Annotated in this window: 21 protein-coding genes; 10 read left to right on the forward strand and 11 right to left on the reverse strand. The window is 35.9% G+C overall.

Features of this window, described 5'->3' with window-relative positions; translation table 11 throughout:
- Nucleotides 1–37: 37 nt before the first annotated feature.
- The 4 genes from JEP40_RS10745 to JEP40_RS10760 all read right to left on the reverse strand — a co-directional run bounded on the left by JEP40_RS10745 (nucleotide 38) and on the right by JEP40_RS10760 (nucleotide 3,532).
- Nucleotides 38–493: an HIT family protein gene (locus JEP40_RS10745; protein WP_198623554.1), complete on the reverse strand. Its 456-nt coding sequence runs from the start codon at nucleotides 491–493 to the stop codon at nucleotides 38–40.
- A 173-nt stretch (nucleotides 494–666) separates the two neighbouring features.
- Nucleotides 667–1,644, reverse strand: a complete 978-nt coding sequence (gene hemB, locus JEP40_RS10750) for a porphobilinogen synthase (protein ID WP_198623555.1) — start codon at nucleotides 1,642–1,644, stop codon at nucleotides 667–669.
- A 576-nt stretch (nucleotides 1,645–2,220) separates the two neighbouring features.
- Nucleotides 2,221–2,583 carry a hypothetical protein gene (locus JEP40_RS10755; RefSeq protein WP_198623556.1) on the reverse strand — a complete coding sequence of 121 codons (363 nt, stop codon included), beginning with the start codon at nucleotides 2,581–2,583 and terminating at the stop codon, nucleotides 2,221–2,223.
- A 727-nt stretch (nucleotides 2,584–3,310) separates the two neighbouring features.
- On the reverse strand, nucleotides 3,311–3,532 hold the full coding sequence (locus tag JEP40_RS10760) for a DUF2594 family protein (protein ID WP_036936466.1): 222 nt from the start codon (nucleotides 3,530–3,532) through the stop codon (nucleotides 3,311–3,313).
- Nucleotides 3,533–3,795: 263 nt separating this feature from the next.
- On the opposite strand from JEP40_RS10760, the gene JEP40_RS10765 reads away from it, so the two are divergent.
- The 7 genes from JEP40_RS10765 (at nucleotide 3,796) to JEP40_RS10795 (ending at nucleotide 8,518) form a co-directional block, all read left to right on the forward strand.
- Nucleotides 3,796–4,680, forward strand: a complete 885-nt coding sequence (locus JEP40_RS10765) for an NAD(P)H-hydrate dehydratase (protein ID WP_198623557.1) — start codon at nucleotides 3,796–3,798, stop codon at nucleotides 4,678–4,680.
- A gap of 142 nt (nucleotides 4,681–4,822) precedes the next feature.
- Nucleotides 4,823–5,251 carry a universal stress protein gene (locus tag JEP40_RS10770; RefSeq protein ID WP_036912874.1) on the forward strand — a complete coding sequence of 143 codons (429 nt, stop codon included), beginning with the start codon at nucleotides 4,823–4,825 and terminating at the stop codon, nucleotides 5,249–5,251.
- Between the two features lie 111 nt (nucleotides 5,252–5,362).
- The gene (locus JEP40_RS10775; protein WP_075674296.1) at nucleotides 5,363–5,701 is read left to right on the forward strand and encodes a hypothetical protein; all 339 of its coding nucleotides are present in this window, start codon (nucleotides 5,363–5,365) and stop codon (nucleotides 5,699–5,701) included.
- Between the two features lie 65 nt (nucleotides 5,702–5,766).
- Nucleotides 5,767–6,204, forward strand: a complete 438-nt coding sequence (locus JEP40_RS10780) for a universal stress protein (RefSeq protein ID WP_109407609.1) — start codon at nucleotides 5,767–5,769, stop codon at nucleotides 6,202–6,204.
- 248 nt (nucleotides 6,205–6,452) lie between these two features.
- The gene (locus JEP40_RS10785) at nucleotides 6,453–6,866 is read left to right on the forward strand and encodes a hypothetical protein (RefSeq protein WP_198623558.1); all 414 of its coding nucleotides are present in this window, start codon (nucleotides 6,453–6,455) and stop codon (nucleotides 6,864–6,866) included.
- A 384-nt stretch (nucleotides 6,867–7,250) separates the two neighbouring features.
- Entirely contained in the window at nucleotides 7,251–8,054 is an 804-nt protein-coding gene (locus JEP40_RS10790; RefSeq protein WP_109407607.1) for a threonine/serine ThrE exporter family protein, read from the forward strand.
- Nucleotides 8,045–8,518 (forward strand): threonine/serine exporter, encoded by a 474-nt coding sequence (locus JEP40_RS10795; protein ID WP_198623559.1) that lies wholly within the window; start codon nucleotides 8,045–8,047, stop codon nucleotides 8,516–8,518. Before JEP40_RS10790 ends, JEP40_RS10795 begins: the two co-directional genes overlap by 10 nt.
- 4 nt (nucleotides 8,519–8,522) lie before the next feature.
- Here the strand turns inward: JEP40_RS10795 and JEP40_RS10800 are convergent, their stop codons facing one another.
- On the reverse strand, nucleotides 8,523–8,705 hold the full coding sequence (locus JEP40_RS10800) for a hypothetical protein (RefSeq protein WP_036912881.1): 183 nt from the start codon (nucleotides 8,703–8,705) through the stop codon (nucleotides 8,523–8,525).
- Between the two features lie 253 nt (nucleotides 8,706–8,958).
- On the opposite strand from JEP40_RS10800, the gene JEP40_RS10805 reads away from it, so the two are divergent.
- Nucleotides 8,959–9,942 carry an endonuclease gene (locus tag JEP40_RS10805; protein WP_232799247.1) on the forward strand — a complete coding sequence of 328 codons (984 nt, stop codon included), beginning with the start codon at nucleotides 8,959–8,961 and terminating at the stop codon, nucleotides 9,940–9,942.
- 15 nt (nucleotides 9,943–9,957) lie between these two features.
- Here JEP40_RS10805 and JEP40_RS10810 read toward each other — a convergent pair whose 3' ends face one another.
- A complete protein-coding gene (locus tag JEP40_RS10810; protein WP_198623560.1) occupies nucleotides 9,958–10,401 on the reverse strand; it encodes a methyltransferase family protein in 444 nt (147 codons plus the stop codon).
- Between the two features lie 349 nt (nucleotides 10,402–10,750).
- On the opposite strand from JEP40_RS10810, the gene phoH reads away from it, so the two are divergent.
- On the forward strand, nucleotides 10,751–11,536 hold the full coding sequence (gene phoH, locus JEP40_RS10815) for a phosphate starvation-inducible protein PhoH (protein ID WP_198623561.1): 786 nt from the start codon (nucleotides 10,751–10,753) through the stop codon (nucleotides 11,534–11,536).
- A 101-nt stretch (nucleotides 11,537–11,637) separates the two neighbouring features.
- On the opposite strand, the gene JEP40_RS10820 is transcribed toward phoH, so the two are convergent.
- From JEP40_RS10820 to JEP40_RS10840, 5 genes are all read right to left on the reverse strand, one after another.
- Nucleotides 11,638–12,483: a siderophore-interacting protein gene (locus JEP40_RS10820; protein ID WP_198623562.1), complete on the reverse strand. Its 846-nt coding sequence runs from the start codon at nucleotides 12,481–12,483 to the stop codon at nucleotides 11,638–11,640.
- A 373-nt stretch (nucleotides 12,484–12,856) separates the two neighbouring features.
- Complete coding sequence (locus JEP40_RS10825; RefSeq protein WP_072068260.1) at nucleotides 12,857–13,240, reverse strand: DUF805 domain-containing protein; 384 nt, start codon at nucleotides 13,238–13,240, stop codon at nucleotides 12,857–12,859.
- A 528-nt stretch (nucleotides 13,241–13,768) separates the two neighbouring features.
- Complete coding sequence (locus JEP40_RS10830; RefSeq protein WP_072068259.1) at nucleotides 13,769–13,930, reverse strand: DUF2474 domain-containing protein; 162 nt, start codon at nucleotides 13,928–13,930, stop codon at nucleotides 13,769–13,771.
- Entirely contained in the window at nucleotides 13,911–14,918 is a 1,008-nt protein-coding gene (cydB, locus tag JEP40_RS10835) for a cytochrome d ubiquinol oxidase subunit II (RefSeq protein WP_198623563.1), read from the reverse strand. Before cydB ends, JEP40_RS10830 begins: the two co-directional genes overlap by 20 nt.
- The gene (locus tag JEP40_RS10840) at nucleotides 14,908–16,242 is read right to left on the reverse strand and encodes a cytochrome ubiquinol oxidase subunit I (RefSeq protein ID WP_198623564.1); all 1,335 of its coding nucleotides are present in this window, start codon (nucleotides 16,240–16,242) and stop codon (nucleotides 14,908–14,910) included. Before JEP40_RS10840 ends, cydB begins: the two co-directional genes overlap by 11 nt.
- A gap of 137 nt (nucleotides 16,243–16,379) precedes the next feature.
- Between JEP40_RS10840 and JEP40_RS10845 the strand changes: the two genes are divergently transcribed.
- Entirely contained in the window at nucleotides 16,380–17,795 is a 1,416-nt protein-coding gene (locus tag JEP40_RS10845) for a PLP-dependent aminotransferase family protein (RefSeq protein ID WP_198623565.1), read from the forward strand.
- Nucleotides 17,796–17,840 lie beyond the last annotated feature (45 nt).

Raw genomic sequence — 17,840 nt, forward strand, 5'->3', positions numbered from 1 at the left:
AAGAATAAGTTAAATTTTTATTTTATTTTATTTTATTTTATTTTCTGATCAAGGCCGCTAATTGTGCAAGCTCTTCATCACTCGCGCGTTCAAAATCGTGAGATGAAAGATAACCAGGATATTTATCAAAAAAAATCTTTTGCTTGTTTTCAATAGGTGCCCATTTAGTCATATCACCAGTACCATGCATTGGGCTAAGTTTACTATGAACATGATCAACACCAAACCCTTCAAAAAACATTCCTGAGCGAGAAACATCGGGAAATGTTTTATCTAAGATCTTAGCGACTTTTTTGGTCGCAATAACGAGTAAGGCTAAGGCTTCATCACTTAAATCAAACGCATAACTTGGATAGTGTTCTTTAGGAATAACAACAGTAAAGCCTTTGGTATTAGGAAATATAGAGAGAAAAGCGAGATGATGATCATCTTCCCAAATTTTATGACAAGGTGCTTTTCCCGCAACGATTTGACAGAAAATACAGTTATCCATAGTAGCCCCATAATAAAATTACTCGTCATATCTCAAGGTGTAGCGTTATTACCTAACTACACCTTGAATTATTTAGAGTATCTTCAATAAGTTGTTTACTGTATGTACTCAAATGAGACATTGTCGTATAGCTGTACCTTAATATATCTTAGATCATATAGAGCATAAGATGGTTAAAGTAGGTTTCTTTCAGCTAAATCAAGTGCAAAGTAAGATAAAATTAAATCCGCACCTGCGCGTTTTATTGAACCTAAAGTTTCCATTACGACACGATCTTCATCGATTGCACCAGCTAATGCCGCAAATTTAATTTGGGCATATTCACCACTGATTTGATAAGCGGCTAGAGGCAATAACGTACGTTCACGCACATCGCGAATAATATCTAAATAAGCGCCTGCGGGTTTTACCATCAGCATATCAGCGCCTTCTTGTTCATCAATTAATGATTCACGGATAGCTTCACGACGGTTCATTGGATTCATTTGATAAGTTTTGCGATCACCAATTAAACGAGAGCCAGCTGCATCACGGAAAGGACCATATAAAGCAGAAGCGAATTTAGTTGAATAAGAAACAATGCCAGTATCACTAAATCCTGCTTTATCAAGTGCAGCACGAATAGCCGCGACTTGGCCGTCCATCGCTGCAGATGGAGCGATAAAATCTGCGCCAGCTTGTGCGGCAGCAACAGCTTGAAGACCTAAATTATAGATAGTTTCATCATTATCGACATGTTCACCATGTAAAACGCCACAGTGACCATGTGAAGTGTATTCACAAAAACAAGTATCAGACATCACAATCATTTCTGGTACTGCATCTTTACAAATACGAGACATGCGAGAAACTAAGCCATCACTTTTCCAAGCATCACTCCCAGTTTCATCAAGATGATGGGATACCCCAAAAGTCATGACAGTTTTAATGCCAGCTTTGGCAATGCGTTCAATTTCATAAGCAAGACGCTTTTCAGGAATACGAAACACACCCGGCATACTTTTAATAGGCTGATAATCATCAAGCCCTTCTTCAACAAAAATAGGCAGAGCGAGATCATTTTTAGTTAAGGTTGTTTCTTGAAAGAGAGCGCGCAGGTTTTCTGACTGGCGTAGTCTTCTTAAACGCTGGATGGATTGTTCGTTGCTCACAATATCTCCTTTTTATGGCCAGTACTAACAAATATTTACCGAGGTATTATAAACCTTAATATCAATAGATAGATACTCTATAATTGATACTCGTCATACTTCAAGTTGTAGCGTTGTTGACTGCGTTCACTCGCACTAGTCACATACTATTGTATGCTCCTAGCGACTCATTCACTTGTCGCCTAGCTACACCTCGAATTATTTAGAGTATTTACTCGTCATACTTCAAGCCGTAGCGTTGTTGACTGTGTTTATTCGAATTGTATGCTCCTAGCGACTCATTCACTTGTCGCCTAGCTACACCTCGAATTATTTAGAGTATTTACTCGTCATACTTCAAGCCGTAGCGTTGTTGACTGCGTTCACTCGCACTAGTCACATACTATTGTATGCTCCTAGCGACTCATTCACTTGTCGCCTAGCTATACCTCGAATTATTAGTATAGAGAGTTAGTTATAGAGAAAGAGAAAAGAAAAGCAAAAGGAAGAAAAATAAGTGATGGAGAGGCGAAACAAAAAAGAGCAGGATAATTTCTACTCTTTAAATTGATTACTACTCATTTCTTAATGAGAAGATTATTTTTTTTGCTCTTCTAATGCAGCGATCATTTGAATTTTACAAGCGGCAACAATTTGAGTTAGACCTTCTTGGAATTCTGCTCGAGAACCAATTTCAGATTTTGCGTCACGTAAAGAGTTAACAACTTCGATAGTGCCTTCAGTAAATTGTGCTTCAGTTGCTTCTAATTTTGCAAAATCGAATTTCTTTGCATTTAAAGAGGCTACTGCATCTTTGGCAATTTTTTCTGCTGGCTCTTTTGTATCATAAGCTTTAATAGAGATATCTTTAAAAGCATCGCAGTAATCATCAGCCATTTTTGTTGGGTTAGCAAAAGCAACCGCGGGCAATAATAGCAGAGATAAGAGAAGTGGTTTCATTTTAGCCTCATGTTTATTTTTTGGTACGTACTCATTGAGTGTAACATATAAACGGGGATGGTGATAAATCAGAATAAGAGTAAAAATATAAAATGTTAATTTTTTTAATCCGATTGAATCTAATTTCATAGCTATAATTGTGTTTAATGACAATAAGCTAGCTTTTTATTTTTAATAAAAATTTATAATCAATAATAAATAAAACAACATAATTGTAATAATATTAGGATTTATCTTTATTTACATTTTATGATATTGATTTTTATTTACGTTAATAATAAAAAATAGAGAATTAAATATAAAAATAAGGATAAAATAATAATAGTTTAACACTAAGATAAACTTAATTTACTGTATTCTATAGGTTGATTTATAACCATCACACTATGATGTAAGGATTTTTCTTATTTTTTAATTCAAATAACATTAAAAACACTTAACAAAAAGAGTTTGTTATTCACATTGTTAGCTAAAAATAACGAATAAAAAAATAATTATCATTTATAAAATATGAAAAATTTTTTACTGGGAGAATTAAGAGTGGGGGAATGAAAGAGAAAAAAATCCCCTCTATAAAGGTAGAGGGGTAGCTAAATGAATAAAGAATGGTTTATTTCGAAGTTGAGTATATAGGAATTTAAAACTAATTTTTGTTTATTTGTGCAGCACAAAAAGTTCAGAAAATAGAATAAAAATATGTACCAGTACTCAACCCAAAGTAAATCAATTATTGGCGATAAACAGTTTTAATTTGGCTAATAGTATTACGGAATGTTTCTGCTTGTTTTTCGTCATCAACTTCTGCAATCGCGCGTTCAATATTTAAAATAATACGACCTGCATCAGCCTGGCCTAATGCCTTTAACATATAAGTGACAAGCGTTTTTAAACAAGCCACTTCTTCTGCCAATGTTTCAACATCTGCTTGTGTTTTAAATTTTTCGTTCATTATCTACTTCCTTTGTGTTTAATTGGCCAATAATATCAAATTAGGCCGATAGAATAGCAAAGTCTTGATGAGGGATGAATAGTGTAGCCTCAAGCATTCTATAAGATTGAGGCCGTTAGAGCGACAATTAGTCAAAATAATACGCTCTCACATTTACTTACCAAAATCGCGCTATACTTTGAATATCAGACGTGAACAAGAGATTGTATATCTATTGTGATTAATAATAAGAAAAAATGCAGGAAATGGTGAAAGGGCATAAGATGAAAAAAGAGCAATTATTATATGCAATAACACATTACCCGGCACTTTATCAGCGTAAAACAGGAAATACACATAAAGGTACGTTTGGGACAATTGGTATTATTGGTAGCGCTGAAGGAATGAGTGGTGCCATCGTATTGGCTGGTAAAAGTGCATTAAAAGCGGGCTGTGGAAAAGTTTTTCTTGGTTTTGCACAATCACAACTTCCTCTTCCTTTTATTGATAGTGCACCAGAACTCATGCTAAAAACGGCGTCTGAGTTAGTGGATAGGCAAGATATTTCCGCTTGGGCGATTGGTTGTGGATTAGGATCATCAGCAAATTCTGAAAATATTTTATTAAATGTATTAGCACAACGAGATGAAAACTTGCCTTATGTTTTTGATGCAGACGCGCTAGTGCTGATGGCAAAATTTAAATCACAAATCTCACTTAATCAACATTGTGTATTAACGCCACACCCCAAAGAAGCTGCTATTTTACTTAATTGCACATTGAGTGATATTCAAAATAACCGAGAACAAGCCGCCAAAGAAATGGCAAAACTTTATCACTGTTGGGCAATAATTAAAGGGCAAAATACAGTTATTACTTCTCCTACAGGTGAGATAATAATTAATAAAACAGGTAACAGTGGATTATCAACAGCAGGAAGTGGAGATGTATTAACTGGTATCATGGGAAGTTTTTTAGCACAAGGAATGGTAATGTCTGATGCCGTTAAAAGCGCGGTTTGGATACATGGTATTGCTGCTGATATTTTAGTTAAAAAGGGTATTGGGCCAATAGGATTAACAGCTTCAGAATTGATAGATACTGTCCGGGATGTTCGTAATCAAATATGGGCGCTAATACAACAACATAATGCCGATTATTTTGAGTAAGATCTTTCGTTTTTTCGTATAACGTATTAATAATTAAAGTAGGTTTATATTAAGATTAGATTGTTTTTAGTTAATTCACTCACAGTAATCTTTGGGTTATTGCGGTAGGATTAAGGCAAATGGAGCGTTGAGAGGAGTTATTATGTATAAAACGATTTTAGTACCTATTGATATTGTAGAAGAAGAGTTAACCAGTAAAGCAGTACGACATGCTGTGTATTTAGCAAAAGAAACGGGAGCTAACTTACATTTAATTCATGTTCTTCCTATCTCTTCGGCAATCATTAATGCTTATTCACTGGGTTATCCAGAGATTAAAGATAAAGCGACAGTGAAAGCAGAAAATGATATGCAAATGTTGGTAGATTCGGTGGATTTACCTGCTGAAAAGGTCGCTTATACGGTTACTTTTGGCTCGCCTCGTGATGAGATTTTAGTTACAGCAAAAGACATTCAAGCTGACTTAATTGTTATTGGCTCACGTAGACCTAATATTAGCACTCATTTATTAGGCTCAACTGCAGCGGGCGTAGTTCGTTACGCGGAAATTTCAGTGCTAGTTGTTCGTTAATATATTCTTTAATATGCTATGAGTATTCCTCGTAGCATATTTTTATTTTTGCGTAGTTTATCTTATTTATTTAATAAGCCATTGAGCAAACACTCTATAGAGTGAATAAGAATGGAAAAATTTACCCAAGAACTTTTAAGGCTCGATCATTTTATTCTACGCATCTTACGCTATTATGTAATAGGCTCTATTTTCTTTTTTTTAGGGTTATTACCCGGCGTATTAGGATTCTATTTAATTGAAGGGCATAGCTTTATGGAGTCCTCATTAAATGCAATTTCTATGTTGAGTGGACAACCTGTAGAGCCTGCACCTGCAACCCCAACAGGGCGCTTTTTTATTGCAATTTATGGTTTGTTTCTTCAGTGTGTTTTTATTTTATCAATTGGGTTGGTTGTCACGCCATTTATTCATCGACAATTGCATAAATGGCATCTTGAGGAAGATTAAATAAGCAAGCTGTGGGTTTAACGCTACAATAAAAACAGACAGTAATCTGATAATGAGGAGTTGCTATGTACAAAACAATTCTAGTACCTGTTGATATTTCAGAAGATGAGTTAACGACAAAAGCCTTACAACATGCTGTTTATATTGCCAAACTAGAAGGTGCAAAACTGCATCTTTTCCATGCTATTCCAGATATTTCACGTTTTTCTATTAGCTATAGCTATCATTATGACATGTTAAGTTCTTTTGCCAACAAAGCACTTGAGCGTGTACAAGAACAACTGCAAGAATTAGCTAATAGTATCGATTTGCCTAATGAAAGAGTTGAGTATTCAGCCGTATTTGGCTCTGCGAGAGATAAAGTTTTAGAGCTAGCTGAAAAAATTAATGCTGATTTGATTGTGATTGGTTCACGTCGTCCGAGTATTTCAACACATTTATTAGGTTCAAATGCGTCAGGTATCGTTGCTTACGCTAAGCAATCTGTTTTAGTTGTCCGCTAAAATTTCTCATAAAAGTAAAAAGAGTAAAAGCTCCTAAATTATTTATTTAGGGGCTTTTTTACTTTAGTTTATAAAAAATTATTTATCATTTTGGATATACATTTTCACTTCAATACTAGATAAAAAATATAGATAGGGCGCAATTGTTTATTAATGCGGTTTTTATGCAAACATAAGGAACTTCATTGATTGAGAATGATAGGCATTCTAAAGTAGAGTCTGTTATTTTTTAATGAGAGATGAGTATTATGTTGAATAACCAAAATTTTGTTGTCATGGATGTTGAACAATTTCCTGTTGTTACCATGAAAATATTTCCAGAAACTTTGGAAGATGCCAACAATTGGACAGCTGAAATGGATGTAGTACTAAACGAAAAGAAAAAATTTGTTTTGATTTATCCGTCCATTAATAAAAAAGAGAAAGAGCATCAAAAAGAAGATATGGAAGGAATGAAAGCAGTAAGGCGTTGGCTAAAAGAGGGTAAGGTACTTCTTAGTGAATATTGTGCAGGTATGATAATGACAGCTGATCCACAAAAAAATGATAAAGCGCAACTGGTGCAATTTTCTTCTGTTATTTCAGCCGTTTATGGTGTTCCTGTATTTGTTGCAGAAACGTTGAATGAGTCGTATGTTAAAGCTAACGAGTTAGTTGCGTAATTAAACTTCATTATAAAATAATGAAAAGCTATTTGAGGTGCCAGTGATTTTGGCACCTTTATTATTTTATATACTCGTATACTTCAAATTACAGCGTTATAGACGGCGTCTATTAGCGCAAGTTATATACCACTGCTCGTATCCTAAAAGCGCTACTTATTGGCTAGCTATACCTAGAATGATTTAGAGTACATATTATTTACTGGTTTTTTTAAAGAAGAAATCTATGAATAAGTGAGTGAGTAAATAAAGATTGATCTACCTACTGCCTTAAATATTTTATTTGTTCATAATAGTATGAAAAGATAATAGAGCGAAAAACGAGCTATGCTGATAAACTTTATATTAGCAATGGCTCGTTTTGGATTAAAACTAAGGCATAGTATGGATAATGAGATAATGGCGGACTGTACTGCCATTTCACAAGATAAACAGCGTGAAATTACCAAGTTATGTATTCAAACTGCGTTATTGTTATTGCAACATGGCGCAGAAAGTATGCTGGTTGAACAGCTTTCAACCCGTCTAGGCTTAGCTTTAGGTGTACATCAAGTCGAAAGTGCAATTTCCGCTAATGCAGTTGTATTAACGACAATAGTCAATGGACATTGCCAAACATCAACACGAAAGATAGTCGATCGTGGCATTAATATGCATGTTGTGACAGAAGTTCAGCATATTGTTATTTTGGTTGAACATCATCTTGCAGATATTCATGAAGCAAGAAAACGCTTTGAACATATAAAACCATTACGTTATCCACGTTGGGCGATTATATTTATGGTTGCCTTATCTTGTGGCTGTTTCTCTAAATTAAATGGTGGTAATTGGGATGGTTTTTTAGTTTCGGCTATTGGTGGCGGTCTTGGTATGTTTGTGCGCCAAGTATTAACGCATCGTCAAATGAATCCATTAATTAATTTCTGTATAACCGCTTTTGTTGCCACATCTGTTTCAGGTTTATTATTAAAACTTTCTTACTTTCAAACAACTGCAACTATTTCAATGGCCGCTAGTGTTTTATTACTGGTTCCTGGATTTCCTTTAATTAATGCTGTTGCTGATATGTTTAAAGGTCATGTCAATACGGGCTTAGCGCGTTGGGCAATGGCAACAATGTTAACATTGGCAACCTGCTTAGGGGTTATTTTAGCCATGGCAGTATGGGAGTTAAGAGATTGGGCATAATAACGATTATTCTTAGCCTTATTGAAGACATGATTTTAGCTGCCATTCCTGCGGTGGGCTTTGCAATGGTATTCAATGTACCTTTACGTGCTTTAAAATATTGTGCGTTATTAGGGGCAATAGGACATGGCTCACGTACTGTACTGATTATGAGTGGAATGAATATTGAATGGGCGAGTTTTTGTGCTGCTATTTTAGTCGGTTGTATTGGCATTCAATGGTCACGCTGGTGGCTTGCTCATCCTAAAGTCTTTACTGTCGCAGCTGTTATTCCAATGTTCCCCGGAATTAATGCCTATATTGCGATGATCTCTGTAGTGAAATTAACACAAATCGGTTATAGCGAGGAGATTTTTGAAGCTTTAGTTACTAATTTCCTTAAAGCTTCATTTATTGTCGGAGCGCTCTCTATTGGGCTATCCTTGCCGGGATTATGGTTATATCGCAAGCGTCCGAGTGTATAATTTCTTACATCGCGTGTTGTAGTGAATTTAACGTAATATCCAGTTCATTTTTGTCAGAAATAATAATTTGAATTCGTAATTTATTTTCAGACTCCAAACTTGCATGCGCTTTAACATCTTCGTTATTCGCATGCTTTTTTGTGATCTCTACTAATTCATCCATCAAATTCAGCATATTCTCATTCATTTTTAAATTTCCCAAAATTGTTGATGGACTAAACCATAGCAAATCCCTTTTGCGTTAATGTCGAGAATAACGGCTTTTTCTATTACCATTCGCGCTTATTGTTTTATTTTTCACATAAAAAATAGTAAGAAAGATTGCCCAAAATAAATTTAAAAAAGGTAATATAAAGAAAAATAAAAATAAGTTTATCAGTTGGTTATTAAAGATAATTCTTATTGGGTTTAATAAAATAAAGCGTAAGGCAGATACCACTTTGAGAAAAATATTACACTATACCGCGGTTGTGTTGGGTTTATTTATTTTTACATTAAATGTTCAAGCACAAGCCCCAGAAAATTTTACAAAAGCAAAAGAGATAGCAAAAGAACGTATTTATTATGATCAAAATCAAAAATCACAAGGAACGATTTATTGTGGCTGTGATTGGGAATGGGTAGGGAAATCGGGTGGTCGTGTCGATTTAGCCAGTTGTGGCTATCAAGTAAGGACACAACAAACAAGAGCTGCACGTATTGAGTGGGAACATATTGTTCCTGCATGGGTGTTTGGGCATCAGCGTCAATGTTGGCAAAATGGAGGAAGAGCTAATTGTGTGAAAAACGATCCTGTATTTGGCAAGATCGAAGCCGATTTACATAATTTAGCACCTTCTATTGGTGAAGTTAATGGCGATCGCAGTAACTTCAGTTTTGGACAACTACCCGCACAAGCGCCTTACCAATATGGTCAATGCCGTAGCCGTGTTGATTTTGCTTCACGCACCTTTGAGCCTCGTAATGAAGTAAAAGGCCAGGTAGCAAGAGTCTATTTCTATTTACATGATCGCTATAACCTCTCAATGTCACGTCAGCAACAACAATTATTAATGGCATGGGATAAGGCCTATCCACCTACAGTATGGGAAAAAGAGCGTGATAATCGCATTGCTCATATTGTTGGATATCATAATCCTTTTGTGACTGGTGAAGTGAAATGGCAATTAGGGCATAAAAATAGTGGTGCCGGATTATCTGCAACAAATAATGTACCTGTCACTAAAGCCAAAACTGAAACACCTAAACAAGTAAATGCATCACAATCTGAAAGTATTAAGGGTAATATAAATAGCAAGATTTATCATTTTGCCCATTGCTCTGGTTATAAAACCATGTCAGATAAAAATGCTGTTTTCTTTAAAACTGAAAGTGAAGCGATTAAGGCAGGTTACCGTTTAGCGAATAATTGCAAACAGCCTTAAGGGTAATTATTTAGATTACATCCAACGACGAACGTGGCGACAATATTGTTGCCACGCTTCTGGAAATAATTCACTTAAGATCTTCTCTTCACGTACTATCGTATAGCGATCAGTAATAAAGAAAAATGCAATCGTAGCACCTAAAAATCCCCAATTACCAAAAATAAAAAACAGCCCAATACTGATATCTAAAAAACCGAGATACATAGGATTACGGCTAATTTTATAAGGGCCCGTTGTCACTAATTGTCGAGGTGTGTGATTGGGATTAGGAGATGTTTTTTGTTTAATAAAAAATGAGAGGCAATAAAAAAGCCAGATCCCAGACGTTGTAATAGTGAGTAAGCCTAAATAAAAAAAGAAGCCCATTTTTAGAGAGCCAGAGTGAAGTTCAAAACCAATAAATGGAATTAGGTTGAGTAGTAACCAATAAACAAAAGGTAATCGAAAGAAATTCATTTATTCCCCCTAAATAACACTTATTGTTATTTTTATGTTAAGTCCATCTCGTTATAGATCATCTCAGTATTGAAAATATTTTTCTTTTGTCATTATACTGTCATAAAGCTTCGTTAATTTTCACTCTAACTCCATGATGGGGAATATGAATGATAGAAGCAATGAAAATATCTCGTTACTTACAGAAAACCGGCAACAACCGTTCATTGATGTTTAATGTTCAGGATTGTGACCGGTTTTTTTGTTTTTTGCGATTAAATAGAGTCTAAAGGGGACTCATCGGTAAGCGAATGGAATACAAATTGAGATGTCGATGACTTTTTGAAGACTAACAAGGGTAAATACCATTATGAGTAGACAAAAAGCAGCAACACGTTTACGCCGAGAAAATAAGCGCACTTCACGTAAAGAACAACGTAACGGAGCACATCGAGATAATGTAATGATTTTAACTGGGTTTGGGGAAATTGATGCGATTGGAATGGCGAGAGAAAAGCGTGATGAACGTGTATTATCTCCTCGTAACGAAGCACAACACCAATATATAAATGCAATACAACATCAGGATCTTATTTTTGCCTCAGGGGAAGCGGGTTGCGGTAAAACCTTTCTTAGTGCTGCAATGGCTGCTGATGCCTTAATTAATAAAGAAATCGAACGTATTATTGTTACTCGACCTGTGTTGCAGGCAGACGAAGATCTCGGTTTTTTACCTGGTGATATTACGGAAAAATTCGCACCTTATTTTCGTCCTGTCTATGATGTATTAGTGAAACGTTTAGGTGCTTCATTCTTACAATATTGTTTACGACCTGAAATCGGTAAAGTCGAAATAGCCCCTTTTGCTTATATGCGAGGGCGTACCTTTGAAAATGCATTTGTTATTTTAGATGAAGCGCAGAATGTGACAGTCAATCAAATGAAATTATTTCTCACTAGAATGGGAGAGAATGTCACTGTTGTGGTAAATGGAGATATTACACAGTGTGATTTACCTTCTAGTGTACCATCTGGATTAGCGGATGCTCTTATTCGATTTGAAGCTAATAGTCGAGTGGGTGTGATTAAATTTATGCAGGAAGATTGTGTACGATCTACATTATGTCAGCATGTATTAGCTGCTTATAATGATTAAATTGAACATAAGAAATATTGTATAAAATAAAAAAGGCTGCATATTATTGAGGGAGTTAATATGCAGCCTGCACAGCCAACATTTAATCTTTAATTAATCATTTAGCTCACGTCTTCATTATCCATAACATGGTGACGTTCAGCATGATAACCTTCTTCGTCATAACCAAAACGCCAATAAGGAATTGCATAAATTAAGCTGCGATCGTAACCGTTATCACGACGAATATGACGTCTTAATGCTCGAATAATTTTATCTTCACCTGCAATCCAAAATGCTACATCTTCAGCAGGTAATTTCCATGACATAAATTCGTTAATTAAGTTTTCAGTTTGTTCTTCAACTGAGCCAATCAACCAGATTATTTCTAAGCCACTAGGACGTTTAATTTCTTGACGATGTGTTTCGTCTTCTACTCGTATAACGACTTTTCCTTGAACATTAGGCTGCATGGTTTCAATTAAAGCCATTAAAGCAGGTAATGAACTTGGGTCGGCTGCCATATAGTAATGTGACGCTGGTGCTAATAAAGGATCAGGGCCGCCTGGATTAGTGATCCCAATATAGTCGCCTTGCTTAGCATTTAACGCAAAATGAATAGCAGGACCGACATCGTCATGAACAGCAAATTCAATGTCTAGCTCTTTTTGCTCAGGGCGAATAGCACGAACACTATAAGTACGTACAATCGATCTTGGTTCACCTTCAGGCCATTTAGGGCCTTTTTCAGAAAAACCCGGTACTGTTGGCTTAACTTGGCCTTTTAATGGCAAAAATATTTTTAAATGTGCGCCCGCAGTATCAGCAGGGTAAGTATCTAAATCATCACTAGTAAAGGTAATACAACGCATTCCTGGAGTGACGTCAGTAATATGTTTTACTTGAACTAGGCGAGGAGGAGCTGGTTTATAAATATTTTTTTCTTGAGGTATTTTTGGGTTACTCACGTTTTTTTACCTGACTCATTTAATTGTTTTATCGATGTAGATATTATCATTTTCAATTAATAATGATAGTCATTATCAACATTAACTCTGGTTTAGTAAAGTAAGGTGTATGTTTTACTTATTATTGTGTGATTAGGCTCAAACTATAATAAAGAAAAAAACTTAAAAATCAGTGTAATAAGCTTGAGGTAATAATTTAGAGGGAAATAAAAACACTAAAGTACAATGTGGTGGGAGATGGAGCGGTATTAATTTCTTTAAAGAAAGGGATGGCTTCAGAGAGTTGTAATAAAGGCAGAAAATTCAATTAATACAGTGAGTAAACTCAAAAATATTATACTCACTGTATTTTTATATGACATCAAGCAATAGATTAAGCTTTAGGATCTGGGCCAAATCTGTTATCGCCTTTAGTTCCTTCTAGGCACATAAAGACAAAAACAATTAATCCACCAACAGCAGGAATAAATGCAAGTAAGAACATCCAACCTGATTTATCTTGATCGTGAAAACGACGAATAGTTACGGCAAGGCTAGGTACAATAATAGCTAAAGAATAAATACCGATAATAATACCCACAATCGAACCTAATGAGCTCATTTCACCAGTGTTCATATCTATTGATGACATTAAAATAGCGTATAAAACAGTAATGATAATGGTATTTACCAGAGTAAACATCCAATATTCTTTTCTGCGAGCACGGCCTGAAAAGTTAGCGTAATTATTTTTAATGACTTCCAAATACCAATTCATGACTTCATCCTTAATTTAGTAGCAACAATACGTAAGCCTAGTTTAGGTGATCTTTCTTAGCAATTAAGATAATTCTAAATTATCAAAATATATTTTTTAATAAGACATTATGGTCATTCCCTCTATTTTATAGGGATATGAGCTTAATTTTTAAGTTAATCAAATAGGAAAGATCTAAATGATACACAATATACGTCTTTTTAAAGTAATACTGATGTGGAGTGCTAAGTGGCGGGTATCATAATTACTTTAGAAATTGAATTCAACAAGTACTCTATTTTATTTCTAGTGAAGATGGCTTTTTATAGGATTGTTTATATCTTTATTTATCGTCATAACATAATAAAAAAAGATTTTATCCCTTACTATTAATCAAAAATGATGTATTTATAGTTATTTTATCAATGCGTTTGATTTAATTTTAGTTAATTATGAGAAAATAAAAAAGGGCTAAAATAATATCAGCCCTTTGTGTTTATTTTTTACCGTGGTGCGGTACTGCTTTTTATATTGCTGTGTGTTTTGCCTTTACTTCACTTTCATTCCCGCAAGCGTCATTAAGAATCGAAAAAGAGAAGAAACCGCAAATAAAGCTAAAACACTACAAAACCAAATTGTAATTAGCCAACCCCATTTTTTTAATAATGAGGGTTTGCTTTGTATTTGTGGATCAGTGATAGCCTTCTTCATAATTGGTTTTTCCTCTGAAAACGTAATAACTCCAGAACGTATAAACGAGAATAATCGGGATAATAAACAATGCCCCAACTAACATAAATCCTTGGCTTTCTGGTGGTGCAGAAGCGGCTACAAAACTAACGGCAGGCGGTATAATGTTAGGCCAAATACTGATACCTAATCCTGCAAAACCTAAGAAAATTAAAGCCAGAGCCCCGAAGAAAGGAAGATAATGTCCTTGTTTTTTTATTGAGCGCAAAATTAGCCATGAGCTGTATAACACTAAAAGTGGAACAGGTAAAAAGAAGAATAAGTTAGGTAATGTGAACCAGCGTTCAGCAATGGCAGGCTGTGCTAGCGGTGTCCATGCACTAACAACAGCAATCACAGCAAGCATTATCAGTGTCAGCGGTTTAGCAATTTTGTATAAATTTTGCTGTAAGTGACCTTCGGTTTTCATGATTAGCCAGCCACATCCTAATAAGGAGTAGGCGATAACTAAGCCAAAACCACAAAAGAGTGCAAAAGGCGACAGCCAATCAAAATAACTACCTGCAAATGTACGATTAACAACAGGCAGACCTTGAACAACGCTACCAACGACAACTCCTTGCATAAAGGTTGCTAGCATTGATCCAAAAATAAAGGATTTATCCCAAAAACCTTTGTGATTGTTGTCTGCTTTAAAACGAAATTCAAAGGCAACACCACGGAATATTAGCGCGACCAGCATTAAAGTTAAAGGCATTGCTAATGCATCAAGAATAACGGCATAAGCAAGCGGAAATGCACCAAATAATGCAGCACCTCCCAAGACTAACCATGTTTCGTTACCATCCCATACAGGGGCAACGGTATTCATCATTAAGTCACGATCTTGGTCACTTTTAATAAATGGATAGAGCATACCGATACCGAGATCGAAACCGTCCATCACAATATACATTAATGTACTAAATACGATGATGACGAACCAAATAACGGGTAAATCAATTCCCATGATGAACCTCCGAAGTACCTTTACGGATCAGTCTTAACATATAGGCATATCCAACACCGAACACAGAGCCATAAACAACAAAGAAGATCAGCAGGCTTATACTCATATGCATTTCACCATGAGCAGAGACAGCATCTCGTGTTCGCTGTATGCCATAAACAACCCAAGGCTGACGACCTACTTCTGTTGTAAACCAACCGGCAAGAATAGCGATAAGACCTGATGGTGCCATTAAAAAAGTCAAACGTAAGAAGGCTTTAGATTCATAAAGTTTCTTCTTATATCGCAGCCAAGTTCCCCAAACACCCACTAAAATCATTAACATTCCCAGGCCAACCATAATGCGGAAAGACCAGAAAACGATAAGTGAGTTAGGCCTATCTTCTTTCGGAAACTCTTTTAATGCAGGAACCTGTTTTTCTAAACTGTGGGTTAAGATCATGCTGCCAAGATAAGGAATTTCTATCTTATATTTTGTTTCTTCATCATCCATATCCGGCATACCAAAAAGGATCAGAGGCGTTGCTTCACCCGGTTTATTTTCCCAATGCCCTTCAATGGCTGCAATTTTTGCCGGCTGATGTTTTAAAGTATTTAAACCATGGACATCACCAATGAGTGCTTGAATTGGTGCTAAAATTAAAATCATCCACAAAGACATTGAAAGCATCTTTTTCATTGCTGATGTTTTATTGCCTTTAAGGAGGTGCCATGCCGCAGAAGCTGCGATAAAGAAGGCAGAAGCAAGAAATGCAGCAACGCCCATATGAGCGAGACGATAAGGGAAAGAGGGATTAAAAATAACCGCAATCCAATCTACTGGCACGACTTGATTATTAATGATTTCGAATCCTTGTGGTGTTTGCATCCAGCTATTTGATGCCAAGATCCAAAACGTTGACATCAATGTACCTAATGCAACCATACAGGTTGCGAAAAAGTGAAGTTTTTCACCCACTTTATTCCAACCAAATAGCATTACACCCAAAAATCCAGCTTCTAGGAAGAATGCGGTAAGCACTTCATAAGTCAGTAAAGGGCCTGTAATCGAGCCCGCAAAGTCAGAAAAAAAGCTCCAGTTAGTTCCAAATTGATAGGCCATAACCAAACCAGAGACAACACCCATAGCAAAGTTAACAGCGAATATTTTTGACCAAAAATGGAATAACGCTAAATAATCCTTATTGCGAGTTTTTAACCATAAACCTTCCAATACGGCTAAAAAACTAGCCAGTCCGATAGTAATTGCGGGGAAGATAATATGAAAAGAAACTGTGAACGCAAATTGGATACGCGCCAAATCGAAGGCACTTAACCCAAGCATAAAAAACCTCGTTTTATTGATATGTAAATGTAAATTGCAGGTAAATCGTGTGGATTAGTAGACCATATGACAGTAAGCTATAATAGTGACAATAAGTTTAAAAATGACTATAACAGTTTTGAGGTGAACAGTTTTATATGACTCGATATGAACAGCTTGCAGCGCAAATACGCCAACAGATTGAAGATAATATCTGGCAATCTGGCGACCGTTTACCTTCATTGCGGGATACGGTAAAACAATCAGGTTTAAGTTTAATGACTGTTTTACAATCGTATCAGTTATTAGAAAGTCAAGGATGGATAACCGCACGACCACAATCAGGTTATTACGTTGCACATCGTAATACACGTTTTGGCCAAGTGACAGCCAGTAAAGGGCTACACATGAGTGAAAATGTTGAGATTAGCACCTCCATTTTTAATGTGCTCCAAGCATGTAAAGATCCCGAGATTATTCCTTTTGGTTCAGCATTTCCCGATCCTAGTTTATTTATTCAACCTAAACTCAGCAGTGCATTAGCATCAGCTGCAAGGCATTTAGCACCTCAAAGTTCAGTAATTAACTTACCACCAGGAAATGAAAAGTTACGCCGTAACATTGCACAACGCTATGCGTTGCAAGGTATTCACGTCTCTCCAGATGAAATTGTGATCACTGCGGGTGCAATGGAATCATTAAGCTTTAGCTTACAGGCAGTAACCGAACCGGGTGATTGGGTTGTGATTGAATCACCTGCATTTTATGGCGCATTGCAAGCTATTGAACGTTTACGTTTAAAAGCCATTGCTATTAGAACAGATCCTGTAACAGGAATTTGTTTAGATGAACTAGAAAAAGTAGTGGATCAATACGATATAAAAGCGTGTTGGTTGATGAGTCATTGCCAAAATCCATTAGGTGGAACAATGCCTGATGAAAATAAAATAAGACTGGTGGAAATATTAGCGAAAAAACAGATAACGTTAATTGAAGATGATGTATATGGAGAACTCTATAACAGTCAAAAGGCGCCGATGCCAGTAAAAGGCTTCGATAAAACGAATAGCGTATTACATTGTGCATCTTTTTCTAAATGCTTGGCGCCAGGGTTTCGCGTTGGTTGGGTTGCAGCAGGTAAACATGCAACAAAAATACAACAGCTACAAATGATGAGTACTGTTTCTGCGAGTATGCCGACACAGCAAGCCATTGCGGATTACCTATCACAAGGGGGCTATGATACTCATCTTCGTCGATTAAGATTATTATTAGAACAAAGACGTTATCGTATGTTGCAAGCCATACAGACACATTTACCTGAAGATGTAAAAGTGAATATTCCAACAGGAGGATATTTTCTCTGGTTAGAATTTGAATCAACATTTGATGCGAATAAGCTTTATCACTTTGCATTAGAAAGAGGGGTCAGTATTGCCCCAGGCTCTATGTTTTCCACCAGCTCTCAATTTAACCATGCCTTTCGTTTAAATTCTTCTTTTCAATGGAATAGCCGGACAGAAAAAGGAATGGAAATTATCGGTGAAGGATGTAGAAAATTACGGCGTAAATAGCGGACGTTAGCGCACATTTTTAAAAGTTAGATATTGATTTATGAA

The organism is Proteus vulgaris, from assembly GCF_016239305.1.
Taxonomy (GTDB): domain Bacteria; phylum Pseudomonadota; class Gammaproteobacteria; order Enterobacterales; family Enterobacteriaceae; genus Proteus; species Proteus vulgaris_C.